Here is a 20,095-nt window from a genome sequence, read left to right on the forward strand (position 1 = left end):
GGACGCGCACCACGCATGACCTCGCCACTGAAGCTTGCCGTCGCACTCACCTATCCGCCCGCGCTGACCCTGCTGATGCTGTGCATCGCGGTCGTGTTGCTGCTGTTGCGGCGCACGCGATCGGGGATCGCCACGGCGGCGCTCGCCGTCGCATGGTCGGGCCTGCTCGCCGTGCCGACCGTGTCGGACTGGGTGCGCGAGCGCATCGAACGGCACTATCCGCCGGTGGAAGAAGCGACGCTTCCGTCGGCCGACGCCATCGTGGTGCTCGGCGGTGCGATGCACTTCTATTGGCTCGAACGCGAGCACGTCACGCCGTACGAACTGGAGAACAGCCGCCTGGCCGCCGGTGCGCGCGCGTGGCTGGCGCGCAAGGCACCGGTAATCGTGCTGTCGGGCGGCGGCGACAACGGCGGCAACAACAGCGAGGCGCGGTTGATGGCCGGTGCGATCCAGCGACTGGGCGTGCCCGCCGATGCGCTCATGCTGGAGCGCGAGAGCCGCAACACCCGCGACAACGCACGCTACACGGCCGCGCTTGCGCAACGGCACGGTTTCCATCGCGTACTGCTGGTCACCTCATCGCTGCACATGCCGCGCGCGGTGATCGAGTTCCGCAAGGCCGGCCTGGACATCGTGCCGGTCGCCGTACCCGAACGCGCCAAACGCGATACGTGGACGCAGCGCTGGGTCCCGTCGCGACGCGCGTTGTGGCGCAGCGGACGCGCAATCAAAGAGTGCGCGGCCATCGTCATGGCGCGTCTACACAGCTGAATGTCGCCCGCATTCTTCACGTTCGCGTTCGCATCACTGAATCCTGCCCGACCGCAGGACGCGTTCCTCACGCCGCATGTGCGATTCGCGTTTTACGCTGCAAAGCGAATACGAAGACTCACATGCAGCAACATCGCAGCGTTGCACGAGGCTCGCTGCGCGCATCGTCAATCCGGCACGTCGACCAGGGACGCGTGACGCCGGGCATCGGCCGATGCCCCGCCAACGACCACGAGGATCATGCATTGAAGACGTTCATTCTTGTCTGTACGGTCGCCGCGGCCACGCTCGCCACGACGGCCTGCGTTCCCGGCCAGCAGATGACGCGAAGTGGCGGCGGTGGAGAAGGCGGCAGTGACGTCCGCATGGTGACGATCACGCAGGAAACCGTGGCGCAGCGGCCCGTGGCCGCGGTGCTTCCGCAGGAGCTGACGAACTACAAGGGCGAGGGTTACCGCATCCAGCCCGGCGACACGCTGATCGTCACGGTATGGGATCACCCTGAACTCACCACGCCGGCGGGCAACCAGCAGCAGGCGGTGACCAACGGCCGCCTGGTGCAGCCCGATGGCACGTTCTATTTCCCGTATGCCGGCAAGATCAACGTCACCGGCATGAGCATCGAGGACCTGCGCAGCACGCTGAGCACGCGCTTGGCGAAGTACATCCAGAATCCGCAGCTCGACGTCAACGTGGTGGGCTTCGGAAGTCGCGTCGCGCTGCAGGGCGCGTTCGAAGACACCACGCCGCAGGAAGTGACCACCGTTCCGCTCACGCTGTCGCAGGCGATCGGCCGTGGCCGCATCGATGTGGAGCAGGCGGATCTGGCCGGTTTCGTGCTCACGCGTGATGGGCGCAACTATCCGCTCGACCTCGACGCGCTCAACCGCGATGGCAAGGTCGCCGCCGACATCTTCCTCAAGCCCGGTGATCGCCTGTTCCTGCCCTTCAACGATCGCAAGGAAGTCTATGTGGTCGGCGAAGTGCTGCGTCCGCAGGCGCTCACCTTCAAGACCACTTACATGACGCTGACGCAGGCGCTGGGTCGTTCGGGCGGACTCAACCCGGTGACCTCCAAGGGCGAGGCGGTGTACGTGATCCGCGGCATCGAAGAGATGCAGCAGATACCGGCCACGGTGTACCAGCTCGATGCCAAGTCGCCGGCGGCCTTCGCATTGGGCGACAAGTTCCAGCTCAAGCCTGGCGATGTCGTCTGGGTCGGCCCGGCCGGCGTCACGCGCTGGAACCGCTTCCTGTCACAGCTGCTGCCGCTGTCGGCCATCGTGAGCAACGCCGCGGCCGCGCAGTACGACATGACGCGTTGACGCGGGGTCGGGAGGGACCGCGCGCACCGGCGCCGGCGACCGCAGGGTCGCCGGCGTCGACTTGTCCGCACCGGGCATGTCGATTCGCGATGCGGCCGATCGTCGTGGATGATGAGGCACCTGGCCTCGTCTCCGGTGAATCCCATGCTGACGCTGTATGCCCACCCGTTCTCGTCGTATTCGCAGAAGGCGCTCACGGCGCTCTACGAGAACGGCATCGCCTTCCAATGGAAGATGCTGGAATCGCCCGACTGCGAGGCGTGGCGTGAACTCACGGCGATGTGGCCGGTGCAACGCTTTCCGGTGCTCGTCGATGAGGGCCGTGTGATCCCGGAGGCGAGCTGCATCATCGAGTACCTGCATCTGCGCCATCGCGGGCCGGTGCCGCTGATTCCGGACGATCCGGACGAAGCGCTGGACGTTCGCACCATGGACCGCTTCTTCGACAATTACATTTCCACGCCGCAGCAGAAGATCGTGTTCGATGCGATCCGCGTGCCGCAGGATCGCGACCCTTACGGCGTGGCCGAAGCGCGCACCATGCTGGAACAGGCCTACGCGTGGCTGGACGAGGTGATGCGCGGGCGCGAATGGGCGGCGGGCGATCGCTTCAGTCTGGCCGATTGCGGTGCCGGGCCGTTCCTGTTCTACGCGGACTGGACGCACCGCATCGACGCGCGCTTCGCCAACGTGCATGCGTACCGCGCGCGGCTGCTGGAACGACCGGCCTTCGCGCGCGCGGTGGACGAAGCCCGTCCGTACCGCAGCTTCTTCCCGTTGGGCGCACCGGACCGCGACTAGGCCCATGGTCACTTCCGGGCCGGGGCGGCGTGCTGCGATGATGCCTGCCGACTCCGACGCGGGTGCCGCATGATCCTCCTCGCCGTCCTGCTCACACTGCTGATTCCACCGGCACTGCTGGCCGTGGCGGGATGGTGCGCGGGCGCTCGGAGGGATGCCGTCGCGATGCGCTCGTCTCCTTGGGACTGGAACGCGGTGGCGATCTCCTCGCTGCTCTACGCACTCGCGTTCAACCTCACGTTCTTCATCCAGGAGCTGTTCCTGGTCGTGCCCAAGGCCCTCACGCCCGGCCTGCGGCCGACGCTCTTCCACAACAACCACCGCTGGCTCGGCGAGAACGACCTCGCCAGCCTGTTCCAGGGCACGGGCGCATTGGCGACGGCGCTGGTCGGGCTGGTTTGCCTGGTCGTGCTGCGTGCAGGCTCCCCGCGTCCGGGCGCGTGGCGGCTGTTCGTGATCTGGATGGCCTACTGCGGCCTGCTGATGGCGTTGCCGCAGGTGGTCATCGGCGCGATGAGCCCGGCCAGCGACGTGGGCATGGCGATGACGTGGCTGGGGTTGTCCTCCGCGACGAAGCGCATCGCCGCGCTGCTGGCGCTGGTCGCCATCGCCGCCGTCGCGCTGGCCCTGTTGCGACCGGCGCTGGAATTGGCCCACGCCGATGGCGTGGCCACGGCGCGTGCGCGCACGCGTTTCATCGCGCAGACCATCGCGCTGCCGATGCTGATCGGTACGGCGCTGGTGATCCCGTTCCGCGTGCCGCGCGAGATGATCGAAGTGGTGCTGCTACCGGTGCTGGTGGGGCTTCCTGGCGCGCTGTGGATGCTGGCCGGTGCGTGGCGCGTGCGCGACGTCCACGGCGCGGGCGTGCGCCTGGGTTCGTTCGTGCTGCCGTTGCTGGCGGCGGTCGTGTTGCTGCTGGTGTTCCAGTTGCTGCTGCGACCGGGCGTGGCGTTCTATTGAACGCGGGCCGCCTTACTTGCGCACGTTGACGACGACGGCATCGCCGTCGCTCATCAACTCCACCGTCGCGGCACCGGCAAGCGCCGCCTCGCGTTCCTGCGCGGTGAGCACCTGGTGCTTGCCCTCGACGAGGAACACCGGCGGGTGCGAGGCATTGAGCGCCAGGTTCTGGGTCTTGGCGTAATCGAGAATGAGCGAGCTCACCGAATCGATGCCGCGCTCGCCGAGCGAGGCCGCGTCGTAGGTGGCGCGATGGGCGAGTTCGCCGGCGGAAACCGCGCCAGCCAGCAACAGACACGATGCGAGGGCGATACGGCGCATGACCACTCCCTTGATGGACGGACCGGACGCTTGGACGGGCCGGCAGTCCCCACCGCCGGCGCGCCCCATTAGACGGGAGCACCCCGGCCTGGGCAAGCGCGCGATGCGCGCAGACGTGACGCGGCTCACGCCTGGCGCCGATGTTGACGCCACGAACGTCACGGGCGGCGCGCTCGCCGTCGCTGGGATGACGGTGTGGGGCGCGGAATGCGTGAGGGCCTGGGGCCCGGCCTTCGCCGGGATGACGGGACACACGGCGGAAGCGGTGTGCCCTGCCCTCACCCCTCTCCCGCGTGCGGGAGAGGGGCTTCAAGCGTGTAGCGACTGCCAAAGGCCTACTCGGCCGGGCTTTCCTCGAACCGCTCGCGCAGCTTCACCGGCTCCGACTTGTGCGCTTCGCGCTTGCGGATCCACAGGTTGATCATCTCGACGAAGACCGAGAAGGCCATCGCCACGTAGACGTAACCCTTGTTGATGTGCTGGCCGAAGCCGTCGGCGATCAGCACCAGGCCGATCATGATCAGGAAGCTCAGTGCGAGGATCTTGACCGTCGGGTGGCGCTCGACGAAATCGCCGATCGGTTTGGCGAACATCAGCATGAACACGATCGAGATCAGGATCGCGGCGACCATCACCCAGCGATCGTCGACCATGCCCACGGCGGTGATGATCGAATCCAGCGAGAACACGATGTCCAGCACCATGATCTGCGCGATCACACTGGTGAAGCTGACGCCCACCACCTTGCCGGCGGTGACCGTTTCGCTGGCGCCTTCGAGTTTCTGGTGGATCTCGTGCGTGGCTTTGCCGATCAGGAACAGACCGCCGCCGATGAGGATCAGGTCGCGCCAGGAGAATTCGTTGCCCAGCACCGTGAACAACGGCGCCGTCAGACCCACGATCCAGGCGATGGTGAGCAACAGGCCCAGGCGGGTCACCGCGGCCAATGTGATGCCGATGCGGCGCGCCTTGTCGCGCTGATGCGCCGGGAGTTTTCCGGCAAGGATGGAGATGAAGATGATGTTGTCGATGCCGAGCACGAGCTCGAGCGCCGTCAACGTGGCCAGTGCGATCCAGATTTCGGGATTGAGGAATATGTCCATCGGATGGGTTCTAGGCGGTGGGCGGGATTCCGTGGCCCACGCGCGCTCGCATCCGTAGAAAACCCTGGACGCACCTTCGCCGTGGCACGGCGAAGGTCTTGCTCACAGGCCGCGCGGCCTGCTGCTGCACCGGATGAATTCCCTGGCGGGAACCCTCGTAATGACGGCGACAGCACGTGGAGCTACTCCCCTTCTGCTGCGATCCTAGCACGCCGCCGGAGCGGTTCCGGCAACGGCGTGTTCAGGCGTGGCCGGCGCTGAGCCGGCGCAATCGCAGCTGATGTTCGGCGCGGTCGGCCCGCGTCGGCTTGCGTGTGTCCTCGCGCCACGGCAGGCGGACCACCCGTGGAACGCGGGGTCGGGGCGACGTCGTCGCTCCGTGGATGGGCGGCTTGCGGGTGGCCATGGGGGAGGAACCTGTCGTTCGGGCGATCAGCATCACCGGCAAGGAGTTAAGCCGCAGCGAAGCAATCATTCGCCACGCCCTCACCCGACCTCACCGGACCTGATGCCGTCATAACCGGATGTCATGACTGATGGATGACAACGGTTCGCGGCGCGAGATCGGCATGGCGATCGTGCAGTGCACGCCTTCGTCGGTGAGGGTGTAGGTGGTGCGCGCGCCGAACTGGTACGGCAGCGCGCGCTCGATCAGTTCGCGGCCGGCACCGCCGCCCGGCGCGGGCTCGCCGCTGCCGATCGCCACGCCGGTCTCGCGCCAGTCCACGTGCAGCCAGGGTCGACCGTCCTCGGGTTCCACGCGCCAGCGGATGCGCAGCCGCCCGCGCGGATCGCGCAGCGCGCCGTACTTCACGGCGTTGGTGATCAGCTCGTGGATCGCCAGGGCCAACGGCTGCACGGTGGAGGAACGCAAGGAAACGTCGGCCGGCCCCTCCAGGTCGAAGCGCACCCCGCCCTCGTCCAGGTGCGCGGCCAGTTCCATGCGCAGCAACTCGTCGAAGCTCACGCGCTGGCCTTCCTTCAACCGCGAAAGCAGGCCCTGCACGCGCGCCAGCGAGTCCAGGCGCTCGCTGAATGCGGCGGCGAAGTGGCGCATGTTGGGACTTTCGCGCAGGGTGCGGTCGGAAATGGCGCGCACCACCGCGATCAGGTTGCGCGTGCGGTGCTGCAGTTCAGCCACCAGCACGCGCTGGGCTTCCTCGAACTCGCGACGCAGGGTCGTGTCGAGCATGGAGCCGATCATGCGCACCGGCGCGCCCGAGGCGTCGTAGAAGAAGCGCCCGCGCGCGTTGGCCCAGTGAACGGAACCGTCCGGGTGCAGGAAACGCACCTCCCGCGCGTACTCGCCACCGGTCTGCATCGCGTGCACCACGGCCGACTCGGCGGCCTCGCGGTCGTCGGGGTGGACGCGGGCGATCCACGCCTCGTAACTGGGCACCACTTCGCCCGGTGCATAGCCCTCGATGCGGTAGTGCTCGTCCGACCAGGCGACCTCGCCCGTGGTCAGGTTCCAGTCCCAGGTCGCCAGGCGCCCGACTTCGATCGCACTGCGCAGGCGTTCCTCGCTCTCGCGCAACCGCGCCTGGGCCCGCTTCAGCAACGTCGCATCCTGGGCGATGCCGCCGGTGCGGTTGATCCGGCACGCGATATCGCGCATGGGGAACTCGGTGCTGTGGATCCAGAGCAGCTCGCCGGTCTCGCCATGCACCATGCGGAACTCGTGTTCCACGCGCTCGCCCTGCTGCACGCGGGCCATGGCGCGGCGCACGGCCTCGTGGTCGTCCGGATGCACCAGGGCGATCCACGATTCGAAGCCCGCGCCGACCAGGTCCACGCAGCCGCGGCCACAGGTGGTCTCGAACGACGGGCTCAGGTACTCCATCTCCAGCGAGGTGGCGTCGCGGATCCACAGCACGCTCGAGGAGGCCTGGCCGAACTGGCTGAAGCGCTCCTCGCTGTCGCGCAGGGCCTTTTCGGCGTCGCGGCGCGGCTGGATGTCCTGGAAGAGGATGCCCACCTGCTTCTTCCGGCTCTTGAGCCGGAACACGCGGTAGTGGAAATGACGGCGCGTGCGGGGCGAGGGCCCTTCCAGCGTGCGCTCGCCGCCGTTGCGCACCACTTCGTCGACGATGTGCAGCCACTCGCGGCCGAAGTCCGGCGCGACCTCGCACAGCCGTTTGCCGGCGATGTCGCGGCCGACATAGCGGCGCGCCATCGGGTTCTCCTGCAGGAACATCAGGTCGACCACGCGACCGTCGGCATCGGTCACCGCTTCGCCGATGTAGAACGCTTCGCCCATGCTGTCGAACAGGTCGCGGAAGCGGCGTTCGCTGTCGTGCAGCGCCGAGGCCGCGCGCACCAGCCGCGCCTGCAGCAACAATGCATGGCGCAGCAGCAGCGCCACCACGAACAGCGCGCCGGCCAGCCCGTAAACACGGCCGATGTAGAACCCGAGTTGGTAGCGCGCGGTGATCATCATGCCGCTCAGGGCCAGTTCGATCACCGCCGCCACCAGCGCCACGCACAGCCACACGTCGAGCAAGCGGCGCAGCCGCGTACGCCAGACCAGCACGAGCAGCGCGGCCAGGTGCACCGCCCAGACCAGGCCGCCGATCCAGCGCGTCGAGGGCGGCCGGTAGTAGGCGCTGGTCAGCAGTTCCGGCAGCACCGGATCCAGACGCACCAGCGCCAGCGCCAGCACCGCGACCAGCGCCACCGTCGCCGGATAGGCCGCGCGCTCCAGGAGCGATGCGCCCGTGGCCGGTGGCCGCCGGGCATCCAGCGCGTAGGCGGTGACGAATAGCGGTGCAATGCCGTGCCAGAGGATCCACGACCACGCGGTCGTCTGCACACCGCCGAACAGGCTGCCACTGACGAACGCATCGGGAAACGTCAGTCCGTGCAGCAGCGCGAACAGCGCACTGAACAGGTAGCCGCAGGCCAGCCACAGGAACCCGCGTTCGTGCAGGTCGCGGTACTGGGCGTGGAGGATGATCGCGGTGATCGCGGCCAGCACCAGCACCGCCGCGTCGTAGGCGGGCACGAAGGCCGGCACCGCCGGCAGCGTCCGATCCGCGAACGGGCCGGTCGCGATGAAGGCCAGCAGCAGCACTCCGACCACCCACGCGGCGCGACGCCGGTCCACGCGCTCGGCGAGCGCCAGGCCGAGGAAGCCGGGTCCCTGCGCGCCTTCGGTCCCGCTGGCGATGGCCCGCGGGGAGTGGACGGTGTGGGCAGTAGCGGATCGCATCGCTCCATTCCACTCCGGCGGGGTCGGTGCGACGTGAATCCGCCGTGCACCGTCTCGCCCCGTTAACTTTCCCCAACCAACAATGAAGCCAGCCACGCGGGAGCGACCGCATGTCGAGCGATGGCCTCAATGGCCTCCATCTGCTGGTGGTGGAGGACGACTACCTCCTGGCCTCGGGCCTGCAGGAGGCATTGGAACTGGAGGGCGCCACCGTCGTCGGTCCCTGCCCCGACGTGCTGGGTGCGTTGCGCGCCATCGCACAGGCGCCCGTGCTCGACGGCGCGCTGCTGGACGTGAACCTGGGCGACGAGACCTCCTTCGCCGTCGTCGAAGCCCTGCGCGGACGCGGCGTGCCCATGCTCTTCCTCACCGGCTACGACGACAGCGCCCTGCCCGCCGCGTACAGCGCCATTCCACGCTGCCGCAAGCCGGTCGGTCTGTTCGACCTGGTGCGCGAACTGAGCAGCCTCGTCGTCCGCGCCGGCTGAATCCCTCATCGTCATCCGAACGTCGCGGTCGCCCGTGGCCGTCCCGACGAACGGTCATTGAGTTTTTTAGTTAGGACTCCTAACTTATCCGCCATGACGACGGACGACTCCCATCGCGAACAGGCCGCCGCCGGGCTGGAACAGCTGGCCTCGCTGGTGCGCGCGCAATCGTGGCGACCCGACGGCACGCCGTCGCTGCCGCCGACGCAGGCCGCCGTGTTGCGCATGCTCGCCGGAACGGCCACGCCGCTGCGCGCGCGCGAGATCGCCCAGCGCCTGGGCGTCACCGCGGCCAGCCTGAGCGACTCGCTGAAGGCACTGGAAAGCAAGGCTTGGATCGAACGCGAACCCGATCCCGACGATCGCCGCGCCGCGACCGTACGCCTCACCCGCAGCGGGCGCGCCACGGTGCGCCAGTTGCGCCATCCATCGCGTGGCATGGGAAGCCTGTTGCAAGGCCTGGACGAAGGTGACATCGGCGCGTTGCTGCGCGTGACCCAGCTGATGGTGCGCCAGGCGCAACGCCAGGGACTGGCGACCGGCGCGCGCACGTGTCTGGGATGTCGCTATTTCCAGCCCGATTCGACCGGCGATGCACGCCGTCCGCACTTCTGCGGCTTCGTGCAGCAGCCCTTCGGAGACCCCGAACTTCGCGCCGATTGCGACGACCAGTCGCCGGCCGATGAAACACAGATCGAAGCGAACGCCTTGCGCTTTCGCCGCCCCGTTCCGCCCTAGGCGGAAAAGTTGGGCGGCGCCCGACTGCCATCGGACGCCGCCCGGTTTCCCTTACCCACCCTGTAGAGCAAGCAAGAGGAGATTGAAGTATGCGCCAGAAGGCCGTTTTCTATCATGCCGGTTGCCCCGTGTGCGTCGATGCCGAGCGTCAGCTCGCCGTTTCGCTGGATCCGGCGCGTTTCGATGTCGAAGTCGTGCACCTGGGCGACGACAAGTCGCGCGTAGCTGAAGCCGAAGCCGCCGGTGTGCAATCCGTACCCGCGCTGGTGCTGGGCAGGCTGCCGCTGCACATCAACTTCGGCGCCTCCATCGCCGACCTGCGCTGAGGGCGATGCCATGAAAACCCTCTCCCTCACGCTGGCGCTCGCCGCCATGCTCGGTTTCGGCGCGGCGCACGCGCACGACGCCGCCAAGCACACCGGCGGCGTACAGACCAAGGCCGACAGCGCGCTCGTCGCCGACTTCGACATCGTCCACACCAAGATCACCACGCAGGGCAACATCGCCACGTTCCACATGGCCGTGTCCGGCAAGGCCGGCAAGAGCACGCCCGCCGCCACCGGCAAGCTCGCCGGCAGCGACGTGTTCTCGTATGTGTGGCCGACCACGATCGACCCGTACGAAGTCGGCTTCGAACGCGGCGCGGGCATCCTCGCGATGGCCGTCACCGCGCATCCGGATTTCGACGACACGCCGCTCTACGACGAAAACGGCGACGGCAAGCGCGACAACGACGGCAACCTGTGGCACAGCCATTGGGTCGTGCTGAAGCCCAACGAGGCCTGCGGTCCCGGCGCGCTGGGCGTGGTCGACATTCCCGAAGGCGCCAAGCCGCGCCTGCCGCGCACCTGGCCGGGCCTGCCGCTGCTGCTCGACAGCCCGGGCTGGAGCCCGACCCTCACCGGCGAGACGGTCGAGGTGAAGGTGCCGTTCGACGACATCGGCGTGGTCACCGCCGGTTCGTTCGACGGCGTCACCGCCGGCCTGCGCGTCAATGCTTCCGTGCATGCGCCGCTGCTGTGCGTGGTGGACGTGTTCAAGGTCGCCTCGGGCGATCTGAGCCTGCCCGGCAAGCCGAACCGCTGATGCGGACCGCCGGCCGTGCCGGCCGGCGCGTCTGCCCGCCCTGCTGTCATCCCCGCGAAGGCGGGGATCCAACTGCCCGACGTGTCACGCCTGCATCGAGCCGGCAACGTCTCGACGTTGGACTTCCGCCGTCACGGGAGTGACGAGCCCACACAAGGAACCCCGAATCCATGAACGCCCCACTCTCCCTCGCGCCCGCCTTGCAGGTCGAGCGCTGGTTCAACACCGATGCGACCATCACGCTCGAATCGCTGCGCGGCAAGGTCGTCGTACTGGAAGCCTTCCAGATGCTCTGCCCCGGCTGTGTCAGCCACGGCCTGCCGCAGGCGCAGCGCGTCGCGCAGACGTTCTCGCCCGACCAGGTCGCCGTGATCGGCCTGCACACCGTCTTCGAACACCACGAGGCGATGACGCCGGTCTCGCTGCAGGCGTTCCTGCACGAATACCGCATCGCCTTCCCGGTCGGCGTGGACCTGCCCGGCACCGACGGCCCGATCCCGCGCACCATGCGCGCCTACGCGATGCGCGGCACGCCGACGATGACGCTGATCGATGCGCAGGGCCGCATCCGTCACCAGCATTTCGGTCAGGTGAGCGATCTGGTGCTGGGCGCGCAGATCGCCTCGCTGATCGGCGAAGCAGCTGCGACGAGGACGCCGGAAACCGCGCCTGCCGCCGCCTGCGACGCGAACGGCTGCACGGTCTAGCCGACTTCGCCGCGCCGCTCAGGCGGCGGCGCGCAGCGAGTGGAACACGCGCAGGATCGCCGCCGCGCTGCGGGCGGCATCGTCCTCGCTGGTGGCCCAGTTCGACACCGAGATGCGCATCGCGCCCAGGCCCTGCCATGTCGTGCCACCGAGCCAGCAGGTGCCGTCGCGCTGCACGCCTTCGATGACGGCGCGCGTCAGCTCGTCGTCGTCGCCGAAGCGCACCAGCACCTGGTTGAGCACGACGTCGTTGAGGATGCGCACGCCTTCGGCCGCGCGCAGTACGTCGGCCATCTGGCGCGCGCGAGCGCAGCTGCGCTCGACAAGGTCCTGCACGCCGTCGCGGCCAAGCGCGCGCAGCGTCGCGTACACCGGCACGCCGCGCGCACGGCGGGAGAACTCCGGCACCCAGTCCACCGCATCGCGCTCCGGCCCCTTGGTCTGGATCAGGTACGCCGCCGCGGAGGTCATCGCGACACGATGATCTTCGGCGTGGCGGACCATCGCCACGCCGCAGTCGTAAGGCACGTTGAGCCACTTGTGCGCGTCGGTGGCCCAGGAATCGGCGAGTTCGATGCCGTCGGCGAACGCGCGCAGCGATGCGCTCGCGCGCGCCCACAATCCGAACGCGCCATCCACATGCAACCAGGCGCCGCGTTCACGCGTGACCTGGGCGATCTCGCGCAGCGGATCGAACGCACCGGTGTTCACGTTGCCGGCCTGCGCGCAGACGATGGTCGGCCCGTCGAGCCCGGCCAGCACCTCGCGCAGATGATCGGCGCGCATGCGGCCCTGTGCGTCGCTGTCGACGCGATGCACGTTGCGCGTGCCCAGACCCAGGTAGCGCAGCGCGACGTCAATGGTGATGTGCGATTCGGCCGACGCGACGACGTGCAGGCGCGGCGCGCCCTGCAATCCGTCGGCTTCCACGTCCCAGCCGACGCGGCGCAGCACGTGATGGCGCGCGGCGGCCAGGCAGGTGAAGTTCGCCATCTGGCAGCCGGTGACGAAGCCCACCCCGCTCTCGCGCGGCAGGTCGAACAGGTCCAGTAGCCACTGCCCGGCCACTTCTTCCAGCACCGACACCAGCGGCGAGATCGCATAGATGCCGGCGTTCTGATCCCACGTGGACACCAGCCAGTCCGCGGCCAGCGCGACCGGGTACGCGCCGCCGATCACGAAGCCGAAATAGCGCGGAGAATTGCACGCCACCGCGCCGCGCTCGGCCTGCGTGGCGAGCAGGTCGATGACGTCGCCGCCTTCGTCGCCCTTGTCCGGCAGCGAGCTGTGCAGCGCGGCAAGCAGCTCGTCGCGACCGGCGCGCGCGCCGACGTGACGGTCGGGCAGTCGTCGCAGGTAACGGGCGGCGTGTGCACGCGCGTTGTCCAGGTACGCGTCGAACACGGCGGACTGGAAGCGATCGGTGGCCATGGGGCATCGTCCTCGGGGCGAGGCCCGCAGGATAGGGCCGCGCCGCGAGAGCGCCGTTAAATCCCCGTTCGTTCGCGCAGGGGCGCTAACCTCCCTTCGACGCGCACGGCACGGAGGCCCAAGGGCCATGCATCCGCCTCCCCCGCAGGCCATCGTCGACCGGCTGCGACTGGTCTGCCTGGACCTGCCCGACGCCGTGGAGGAAGCGGCCTGGACCGGCACGCGCTGGTGCATCTCGCGCAAGAACTTCGCGCACGCGGTGATGATCGACGAGGGCTGGCCGCCGGCGTACGCGAAGGCCGCCGGTTCCGACGGCCCGCTGTGCGTGCTGACCTTCCGCACACCGCGACCGGCCGCGGAGGTCGCGCGCTTCGCCCGGCCACCGTATTTCCTGCCGCGCTGGTGGCCGGACATCGTCGGCATGGTGCTGGATGCTCGCACCGAGTGGGACGATGTGGAGCGGCATGTCGTGGCCAGCTATTGCACGCTGGCCCCGAAGAAACTGGCGGCTTGGGTGGAGGCGAATCGGGGGTGAGGGGGCTTGAGACGCTGCCATCCGAGACACCGTCGTCCCAGGCACCGTTTTGGGAGAGACGTCATGCGTGACGCAGAGTCCGCCGTCCAAATACCGTCATCCCGGCGAAGGCCGGGATCCAGGCCGTCACGTCGTCCGACACCTCACGTATTCCAGCGAAAGCCGGAATCCATTTTGATCTTGCTGGTGCGGTTCAAACGCAGCAGGGAATGCGTGAAAAGTCCCTGGAGAGTGACGCCATATGGCGGCCCAAAAGCCCCCGCCTTCGCGGGAATGACGTTACGGTAGTTGGCCGAAGCGGGAGTGCCCTTGCGCTGCGGACCTGGATCCCGGCCTTCGCCGGGATGACGGTGACGTGGTTCAACGGTGAGGGAGTGCCCTTGCGCCATCGGCCTGGGTCCCGGCCTTCGCCGGGATGACGGCAAGTGGCGGGGACGACTACGCGGCTGACTGCTGTGAGCGGGGCGCGCCCATGAAAGGGATGCCGGCCCTGAAACGTCCCGGCCATCGAACCTCCCGGCTATAGTCCCCGCATCCGAATGGGGAACGATGAGTGGAACAGACGCCGGCATCCCGCATGCGACCGAAGCTGACCTGGTGGTACCTGTTGCTGGTGATCGTGCCGCTCGCGGTGGCCGCGGTGATGACGCACTACCCGTTCGCGCTGCCCGTCGCACCCTCGCCCGCCGACGTGGCGCACGCCACGCAGGCCGCCACTGCGCACGGGCCGCTGACCTCCCCGCTCTCGCGCTTCCTGCTGCAGTTGCTGGTGGTGTTGGGCGTGGCCAAGAGCGCCGGCTGGCTGCTGCGCCGCTTCGGCCAGCCGGCGGTGATCGGCGAGATGGCCGCCGGCCTGCTGCTCGGGCCGCTGCTGTTCGGCGCCGTCGCGCCCGACGTGCAGGGCTGGCTGTTCGCGCCGCAGAGCCTGGGCGCGCTGGGGTTGGTGAGCCAGCTGGGCGTGCTGATGTTCCTGTTCGTCGCCGGCGCGGAGCTCGACCTCACCAGCCTGCACGGACGTCGCGGCTTCGCGTTGCTGGTGAGCCACGCCGGCATCGCCCTGCCCTTCCTGTGCGGCGTGCTGCTGGCGTTCGCCCTGTTCGCGCAGCACGCGCCGGCCGGCGTGGGCTTCGCCAGCTTCGCGCTGTTCATGGGCGTGTCGCTGAGCATCACCGCGTTCCCGGTGCTGCTGCGCATCCTGTCCGACCGCGGCCTCACCCACACCGAAATCGGCCGCATCGCCATCGCCTGCGCCGCGCTCGGCGATGCCAGCGCGTGGTGCCTGCTGGCGGTGATCGTCGCCACCGTGCAGGCCACCGGCTGGGGCATGGCGTCGGTGAGCCTGCTGGGGACGCTGCTGTTCGCGGTGGCAGTGCTGGCCTTGGCGCGGCCGTGGATCACGCGCCGCGCGGTGCCGGTCGAACTGGAAGGCCGCGCGCTCATCGCCCTGCTGCTGCTCGCGCTGGCCTGCGCGCTGGTGACGGAGGTGCTGGGCATCCACGCGCTGTTCGGTGCGTTCCTGGCGGGCGTGGCCGTGTCGGGCAACGCCCGCCTGCGTCATCTGTTGGTCGAGCGCGTGGAGCCGTTCGCGATTTCCCTGTTGCTGCCGCTGTTCTTCGCGATGACCGGCCTGCGCCTGCGCATGGACGGTTGGCAGGCGTCGGACGTGCTGCTGGGGCTGGGGGTGATCGTGGTGGCGACGCTCGGTAAAGGCATCGGCACGTGGATGTCCGCGCGCAGCGCCGGCATGCCGAACGTCGATGCCATGCGCCTGGGCGCGCTGATGAACACGCGCGGCCTGATGGAGCTGATCGTGCTCAACCTGGGCTACGAGCTGGGCCTGATCGGCGATCGCCTGTTCGCGGTGCTGGTGGTCATGGCGCTGGTGACCACCGCCATGACCGGCCCGTTGCTGGACCTGATCGAACGCCGCGCGCGCCGCTAACCGCCGGGCGCGGTCGCGCGGATAACGCAGCGCGGTCGCGCGTCCAGCGCCCGCGCATCGACGCCAATGATCAGCCGCAGTCTCCGGGTTCCTCGATCTGGCGCACCTCGCACTCCAGGTTCCATTCGGTGCCGTGGACTTCCAGGAACCGGCGCGTCAGCTGCGTCGCTTCGTCCAGCGAATCGGCCTGCAACACTGCATAGCCGCCGATCACTTCCTTGGCTTCGGTGAACGGACCGTCGATGTTGGACAGCTTGCCATTGTGCAGGCGCACGCGGCGACCCTGCGCGGTCGGTTGCAGCCCGCCGGTGTCGAGCAGCTTGCCGGACGCGCGCAGTTCGTCGATCAGTCGGGTCATATCGTCGATGAGGCGTTGGCTGGGCACCTGGCCGGTGTTCTCGTCGAGCCGGATCATGGACATGAAGCGCATGGGATCTCCTTGTTGCTTGGACGCGGCCGCCGTCGATGCCGGCGTGGAAGCGCGCCCTTCATGGGAACGACGTTCGGGCGGGGACGAAATCGACAAAGCGCCGAATCGACAGACGTTGCCGGGTTCGCGCGGCGGGGCTCCGCTATGCTGCGGCGACCCTCAGACCGCTCGCCCGCCGATGATCCGACTTCGTCCTTACGCCCGTGTCTTCGTTCTGTTGTGGCTGCTGACGGCGTCCACGGCCTGGGCTCAGGGCTATTTCCCGCCGCGCGGCGACTGGGCGCGGGCGACGCCGGCGCAGGCGGGCTTCGATCCGCAGCGTCTGCAGGAAGCTGTGGACTACGCCCTTGCCCACGAAGCGAAGGAACCGCGCGACCAGTCGATCGCGCTGGCACAGAGCTTCGGCGCGAAGGAGCCGTTCTTCGACGGCCAGATCGGCCCGACCGCGGTGCGCGCCGGCCTCAACGGGCTGATCGTGCATCGCGGCAAGGTGGTGGCGGAATTCGGCGACACGCACGCCGTGGACATGAGCCACAGCGTGACCAAGACCTTCCTCAGCACCGTCGTCGGCGTGGCCTGGCAGCGTGGGCTGATCCGCGACACCAACGACCGCGTCGTCGGTTACATGCCGCGCGACGTGGACCTGTTCGCCTCCGAGCACAACGCGCCGATCACCTGGGAGCATCTGCTGCGCCAGACCAGCGACTGGCAGGGCACGCTGTGGGGCAAGCCCGACTGGGCAGACCGTCCCTCCGGCGCGCCCGAACAATGGCCCAACCGCGAACGCCACGCGCCCGGCACGCACTACATGTACAACGACGTGCGCGTGAACGTGCTCGCCCTGGCCGCGCTGCAAGTGTGGCGCCGTCCGCTGCCGGAAGTGCTGCGCGAGAACGTGATGGACCCCATCGGCGCGAGCACGCGCTGGCGCTGGCACGGCTACCGCAATTCGTGGATCGAACTAGACGGTCAGAAGATCCAGTCCGTTTCCGGTGGCGGCCATTGGGGCGGCGGCATGTTCATCGATGCCTGGGACATGGCGCGTTTCGGCTACCTGTTCCTGCGCGACGGCCGCTGGGACGGCAAGCAGCTCGTCTCGCGCGAATGGATCGCCAAGGCCCGCACGCCGGGCAGCGACAACGCCGAGTACGGCTACTGCAACTGGTTCCTCAACACCGGCCGCAAGGCATTGCCCTCGGCGCCGGAGAGCAGCGTGACCTTCCGCGGCAACGGTCAGAACATCGTCTACATCGATCGCGACAACGATCTGCTGATCGTGGTGCGCTGGATCGACCGCGGCGACGCGCTCGACACGTTCATCGGGAAGGTGCTGGCGGCGCGGGTGCGGTAGGTGGGAATTCGGGATTCGGGATTCGGGATTCGGTGAATCATTTCAGAACCGTCATCCCGGCGAAGGCCGGGATCCAGGCTGATGACCCATGGGCACTCCCTCACGGGCAACCCACCTCACCGTCATTCCCGCGAAGGCGGGGGCTTTTGGGCCGCCATATGGCGGCACTCTCCAGGGGTTTTTCACGCATTCCCACTTGTTTGTGACGAGCAACAGCGAACATGGATTCCAGCTTTCGCTGGAATGACGTGGGGCGTCGGATGGCGTGACGGCCTGGGTCCCGGCCTTCGCCGGATGACGGCTTCGGGCACGCTTCAGTCGATTCCCTATTCCCTATTCCCTATTCCCTATTCCCTATTCCCGAATCACCAATCAAAACGTCACCTTCACCGACGGCGCACTCCGCTTCGCCTCGCCGTGATACACGGCTTCGATGTTGTTGCCGTCCGGATCGAGCACGAAGGCGGCGTAGTAGCCGGGATGGTACGGCCGCTCGCCGGGCGCGCCGTTGTCGCTGCCACCGGTGGCGAGCGCGGCTTGGTGGAACGCGTCCACCATCGCGCGGTCTGCGGCCTGGAATGCGAGGTGGTTGCGCCCGGTCAGTTCGCCCTGCGCGGCCTCGCTCTTGGCATTGGAGACGAACAGCTCGTCGTACCAGAAAGCGCCGTCGTCGAGCGTGCCGCCCAGGGGCACTTTCAGGGACTTGAACACGGCGTCGTAGAAGCGGCGGCTCGCGGGGACGTCGCGCACGACCAGTTGCACATGGTCGATCAGGCGGCCGCGGTGCAGTTCCATCGTTTCCATCATGCGTCCTGCTGGCGGAAGGAGCCGGCATTACAGCGCACACGCTGCATGCCGGCCTTCACATCGCTCAATGCGTTCCGGGATGCAGCGACGGCGAACCGCCCTGCGTCGGTTTCGTGCGCAGCAGGCTTTCCAGGTTCTGCACGCCGCGCATGGCCGATACCGCATGCAACAGGTCCTGGAACTGCTCCTCCGCCACGGTGCCCTTGAGCTGCACGCGGCCCTCGCGCACGTGCACTTCCACGTCATGCGGGTGATCGACCAGCCGACCCAGGCGCGCACGGATGCGATCGTGCAGCAGGTCGTCGTCGATGGGCGCCGAGGACAGGTTCGCGCGGGTGCGCGCCGCGATGCCTTTCAGGCGATCGGCGGCCTGCTTGGACTTGCCGCGCACGTAGCGGTCGGCCCCGTGGCCCATGGAAACGCTGCGGTCTCGCACCAGCGAGCGGCGTCGCCGGCCTGTGTTGGGATCGAGGAAGTACATCACCAGCGCGCCGGCGGCGAAGCCCAGCGCGACGTTGAACAGGGTGCCCAGCGCGCTGGACGCGGAACGCTCATGCATGGTTCGTCACCTCGGATCGGTTCGCGTGTCGGGTGATGCTGCCATCGACGGCGAAAACGTCGCGCGAAGGCCCGCCTTAACAGGGCCCGTGCGCTGAACGGCATCAATTTTCGGAGAAATCCGAGAGAGTTTGGCGCCACGGATTGCTAACTTTCCGCCCCCGCATCCCGACTGCACGATCGTGTTGATCAAGACTTCGCCCCGCCGGGCGCCGCTGCATTTCTCCTTCCCCCTGCTGGCGTGCATCCTCACGGCGATGCTGGCGTCGTGCGTAAAGGATGGCGCGGAAGACAAGCAGGCAAACGCGACGGCATCGCAGGCGCAGCCAGCCTTCGTCGCACCGCAGGACGTGTTCGAGCGCTCCGCCGTGTCGATCGTCGGGATCAGCTATCCACCGGGGCTGGAGCGCTATCCCGGCCTGGCGCGCCTCTTGGTCACGCACGCCGATGCGCGCCGCGCGGTGCTCGACAACGCCCTCAAGCGCAACCCGCAACCGGCCGTGCCGTACGAACTCACGCTGCGCTTCTCCACGGTGGCCGACGCGCCGCGGATGTTCGCCGTCGTCGTGGACGAGGAGATGTACGACGGCGGCATGACCAGCCAGCCGGCTCATGCCACCTTCCTGTGGCTGCCGGCCGAACAGCGCCTGATGCCGCCGGACGAGATGATCCCCAACCCCGCCGCCTGGGCGCGCCTGCACGAATACATCATCGATCGCGAACGCGAAGAGTCCGCGATGCTCGGCGGTGTGGCTCAGGCTCAGGCTCCCGCTCCTGCACCCACCCGCGCCATGCAGCACGTCTTCAATCCGCGCTTCAACTCCGCTGGCCGCATCGCGGGCCTGCGCTTCCGCGTCGCCGACGGCGACGAAGTGGAAGTGCCCGGCGCGCTGCTCAAGCCGCTGGTCGCGCCGACCTACGCGGACTGGTTCGACGACACGCCGCCGGCGCCCGCGGTCGCCGCGACCGCCACCGCCAGCCTCTGAGTCGACGCTCCGCATCGCAGACGCGGAGCGGGCGCGCCTCACGGCTTCGCCGGTGCCACCAGCCGTTCGTGCAGCTGCGGAATCTGCATCAGCGCCGCCGAGGAGTACCACGGGTGGTACTCGGCCACCATCTCGCCCTGGATGATCACGGGGTCCGTGGCGACCAGACGCTTCGCCTCTTCCACGTCGGCCACCGCGAAGACGAACAGGCCGCGCCAGCCTGCCGGGTCCTCGACGAACGGACCGGCCACCGCCAGCTTTCCTTCCTTCGACAACCGCTCCATGTTGGCGAAGTGGCCGGCGAACATCGCTTTGCGCTGCTCGCCGTCCGGCACGCGCTTCGGCCCGGTCTTCAGCACCACCAGCACGTAGCGGCGCATGCCGTGCTCGTCCGCGCCCAGGCGCTTGGCCAATGCGGCGTCGAATGACGGGGCGGCGGGCGCTTCCTGTGCCGCCAGCGGAGCGGAGCCGCACAGTAGCGCGACGGCGAGGAAATGGGTCCAGCGTTTCATCTCGGCTTCCTCCAGAGGCGCCGTCG

At 68.4% G+C, this 20,095-nt stretch carries 21 protein-coding genes; 13 read left to right on the top strand and 8 right to left on the bottom strand.

Features of this window, described 5'->3' with window-relative positions:
- The first annotated feature begins 15 nt into the window (after positions 1-15).
- The 4 genes from AAFF32_RS15280 (at position 16) to AAFF32_RS15295 (ending at position 3,863) form a co-directional block, all read left to right on the top strand.
- Positions 16-774, top strand: a complete 759-nt coding sequence (locus AAFF32_RS15280) for a YdcF family protein (protein WP_342315647.1) — start codon at positions 16-18, stop codon at positions 772-774.
- A gap of 122 nt (positions 775-896) precedes the next feature.
- A complete protein-coding gene (locus AAFF32_RS15285; RefSeq protein WP_342315648.1) occupies positions 897-2,099 on the top strand; it encodes a polysaccharide biosynthesis/export family protein in 1,203 nt (400 codons plus the stop codon).
- A gap of 144 nt (positions 2,100-2,243) precedes the next feature.
- Positions 2,244-2,900, top strand: a complete 657-nt coding sequence (locus tag AAFF32_RS15290) for a glutathione S-transferase family protein (RefSeq protein ID WP_216967139.1) — start codon at positions 2,244-2,246, stop codon at positions 2,898-2,900.
- A 165-nt stretch (positions 2,901-3,065) separates the two neighbouring features.
- On the top strand, positions 3,066-3,863 hold the full coding sequence (locus AAFF32_RS15295) for a hypothetical protein (protein WP_342315649.1): 798 nt from the start codon (positions 3,066-3,068) through the stop codon (positions 3,861-3,863).
- A gap of 12 nt (positions 3,864-3,875) precedes the next feature.
- Here the strand turns inward: AAFF32_RS15295 and AAFF32_RS15300 are convergent, their stop codons facing one another.
- The 3 genes from AAFF32_RS15300 to AAFF32_RS15310 all read right to left on the bottom strand — a co-directional run bounded on the left by AAFF32_RS15300 (position 3,876) and on the right by AAFF32_RS15310 (position 8,498).
- Positions 3,876-4,184, bottom strand: a complete 309-nt coding sequence (locus tag AAFF32_RS15300) for a hypothetical protein (RefSeq protein WP_216966786.1) — start codon at positions 4,182-4,184, stop codon at positions 3,876-3,878.
- 335 nt (positions 4,185-4,519) lie between these two features.
- Positions 4,520-5,287 carry a TerC family protein gene (locus AAFF32_RS15305; RefSeq protein WP_342315650.1) on the bottom strand — a complete coding sequence of 256 codons (768 nt, stop codon included), beginning with the start codon at positions 5,285-5,287 and terminating at the stop codon, positions 4,520-4,522.
- 514 nt (positions 5,288-5,801) lie between these two features.
- Entirely contained in the window at positions 5,802-8,498 is a 2,697-nt protein-coding gene (locus tag AAFF32_RS15310) for a PAS domain-containing protein (protein ID WP_342315651.1), read from the bottom strand.
- Positions 8,499-8,608: 110 nt separating this feature from the next.
- Here AAFF32_RS15310 and AAFF32_RS15315 point away from each other — a divergent pair, with 110 nt between their 5' ends.
- The 5 genes from AAFF32_RS15315 to AAFF32_RS15335 all read left to right on the top strand — a co-directional run bounded on the left by AAFF32_RS15315 (position 8,609) and on the right by AAFF32_RS15335 (position 11,517).
- A complete protein-coding gene (locus AAFF32_RS15315) occupies positions 8,609-8,986 on the top strand; it encodes a response regulator (RefSeq protein ID WP_216966782.1) in 378 nt (125 codons plus the stop codon).
- Positions 8,987-9,079: 93 nt separating this feature from the next.
- Entirely contained in the window at positions 9,080-9,724 is a 645-nt protein-coding gene (locus tag AAFF32_RS15320; protein ID WP_216966780.1) for a MarR family transcriptional regulator, read from the top strand.
- Between the two features lie 89 nt (positions 9,725-9,813).
- Complete coding sequence (locus tag AAFF32_RS15325; RefSeq protein ID WP_342315652.1) at positions 9,814-10,050, top strand: thioredoxin family protein; 237 nt, start codon at positions 9,814-9,816, stop codon at positions 10,048-10,050.
- Between the two features lie 10 nt (positions 10,051-10,060).
- Entirely contained in the window at positions 10,061-10,810 is a 750-nt protein-coding gene (locus tag AAFF32_RS15330) for a hypothetical protein (RefSeq protein ID WP_216966776.1), read from the top strand.
- 170 nt (positions 10,811-10,980) lie between these two features.
- On the top strand, positions 10,981-11,517 hold the full coding sequence (locus tag AAFF32_RS15335) for a redoxin domain-containing protein (protein ID WP_342315653.1): 537 nt from the start codon (positions 10,981-10,983) through the stop codon (positions 11,515-11,517).
- 18 nt (positions 11,518-11,535) lie between these two features.
- On the opposite strand, the gene AAFF32_RS15340 is transcribed toward AAFF32_RS15335, so the two are convergent.
- Entirely contained in the window at positions 11,536-12,948 is a 1,413-nt protein-coding gene (locus AAFF32_RS15340) for an aminotransferase class V-fold PLP-dependent enzyme (protein WP_342315654.1), read from the bottom strand.
- 127 nt (positions 12,949-13,075) lie between these two features.
- Here AAFF32_RS15340 and AAFF32_RS15345 point away from each other — a divergent pair, with 127 nt between their 5' ends.
- Together AAFF32_RS15345 and AAFF32_RS15350 are read left to right on the top strand one after the other, a co-directional pair.
- Positions 13,076-13,483, top strand: coding sequence for a hypothetical protein (locus AAFF32_RS15345; protein ID WP_342315655.1), 408 nt, complete (start codon positions 13,076-13,078; stop codon positions 13,481-13,483).
- A gap of 577 nt (positions 13,484-14,060) precedes the next feature.
- Positions 14,061-15,425, top strand: coding sequence for a cation:proton antiporter (locus AAFF32_RS15350; RefSeq protein WP_216966769.1), 1,365 nt, complete (start codon positions 14,061-14,063; stop codon positions 15,423-15,425).
- 70 nt (positions 15,426-15,495) lie between these two features.
- On the opposite strand, the gene AAFF32_RS15355 is transcribed toward AAFF32_RS15350, so the two are convergent.
- Complete coding sequence (locus AAFF32_RS15355; protein WP_216966767.1) at positions 15,496-15,855, bottom strand: YciI family protein; 360 nt, start codon at positions 15,853-15,855, stop codon at positions 15,496-15,498.
- A 178-nt stretch (positions 15,856-16,033) separates the two neighbouring features.
- Between AAFF32_RS15355 and AAFF32_RS15360 the strand changes: the two genes are divergently transcribed.
- Positions 16,034-17,206, top strand: coding sequence for a serine hydrolase (locus AAFF32_RS15360; RefSeq protein WP_342315656.1), 1,173 nt, complete (start codon positions 16,034-16,036; stop codon positions 17,204-17,206).
- A gap of 372 nt (positions 17,207-17,578) precedes the next feature.
- On the opposite strand, the gene AAFF32_RS15365 is transcribed toward AAFF32_RS15360, so the two are convergent.
- Positions 17,579-18,010, bottom strand: coding sequence for a VOC family protein (locus AAFF32_RS15365; protein WP_342315657.1), 432 nt, complete (start codon positions 18,008-18,010; stop codon positions 17,579-17,581).
- 67 nt (positions 18,011-18,077) lie between these two features.
- Positions 18,078-18,572 carry a BON domain-containing protein gene (locus AAFF32_RS15370; protein WP_216966761.1) on the bottom strand — a complete coding sequence of 165 codons (495 nt, stop codon included), beginning with the start codon at positions 18,570-18,572 and terminating at the stop codon, positions 18,078-18,080.
- 181 nt (positions 18,573-18,753) lie between these two features.
- Here AAFF32_RS15370 and AAFF32_RS15375 point away from each other — a divergent pair, with 181 nt between their 5' ends.
- Positions 18,754-19,557 carry a hypothetical protein gene (locus tag AAFF32_RS15375; protein ID WP_342315658.1) on the top strand — a complete coding sequence of 268 codons (804 nt, stop codon included), beginning with the start codon at positions 18,754-18,756 and terminating at the stop codon, positions 19,555-19,557.
- A 38-nt stretch (positions 19,558-19,595) separates the two neighbouring features.
- Here AAFF32_RS15375 and AAFF32_RS15380 read toward each other — a convergent pair whose 3' ends face one another.
- Entirely contained in the window at positions 19,596-20,069 is a 474-nt protein-coding gene (locus tag AAFF32_RS15380; protein WP_342315659.1) for a YciI family protein, read from the bottom strand.
- Positions 20,070-20,095: the final 26 nt, after the last annotated feature.

This window comes from Lysobacter sp. FW306-1B-D06B (assembly GCF_038446665.1).
Lineage (GTDB): Bacteria > Pseudomonadota > Gammaproteobacteria > Xanthomonadales > Xanthomonadaceae > Lysobacter_J.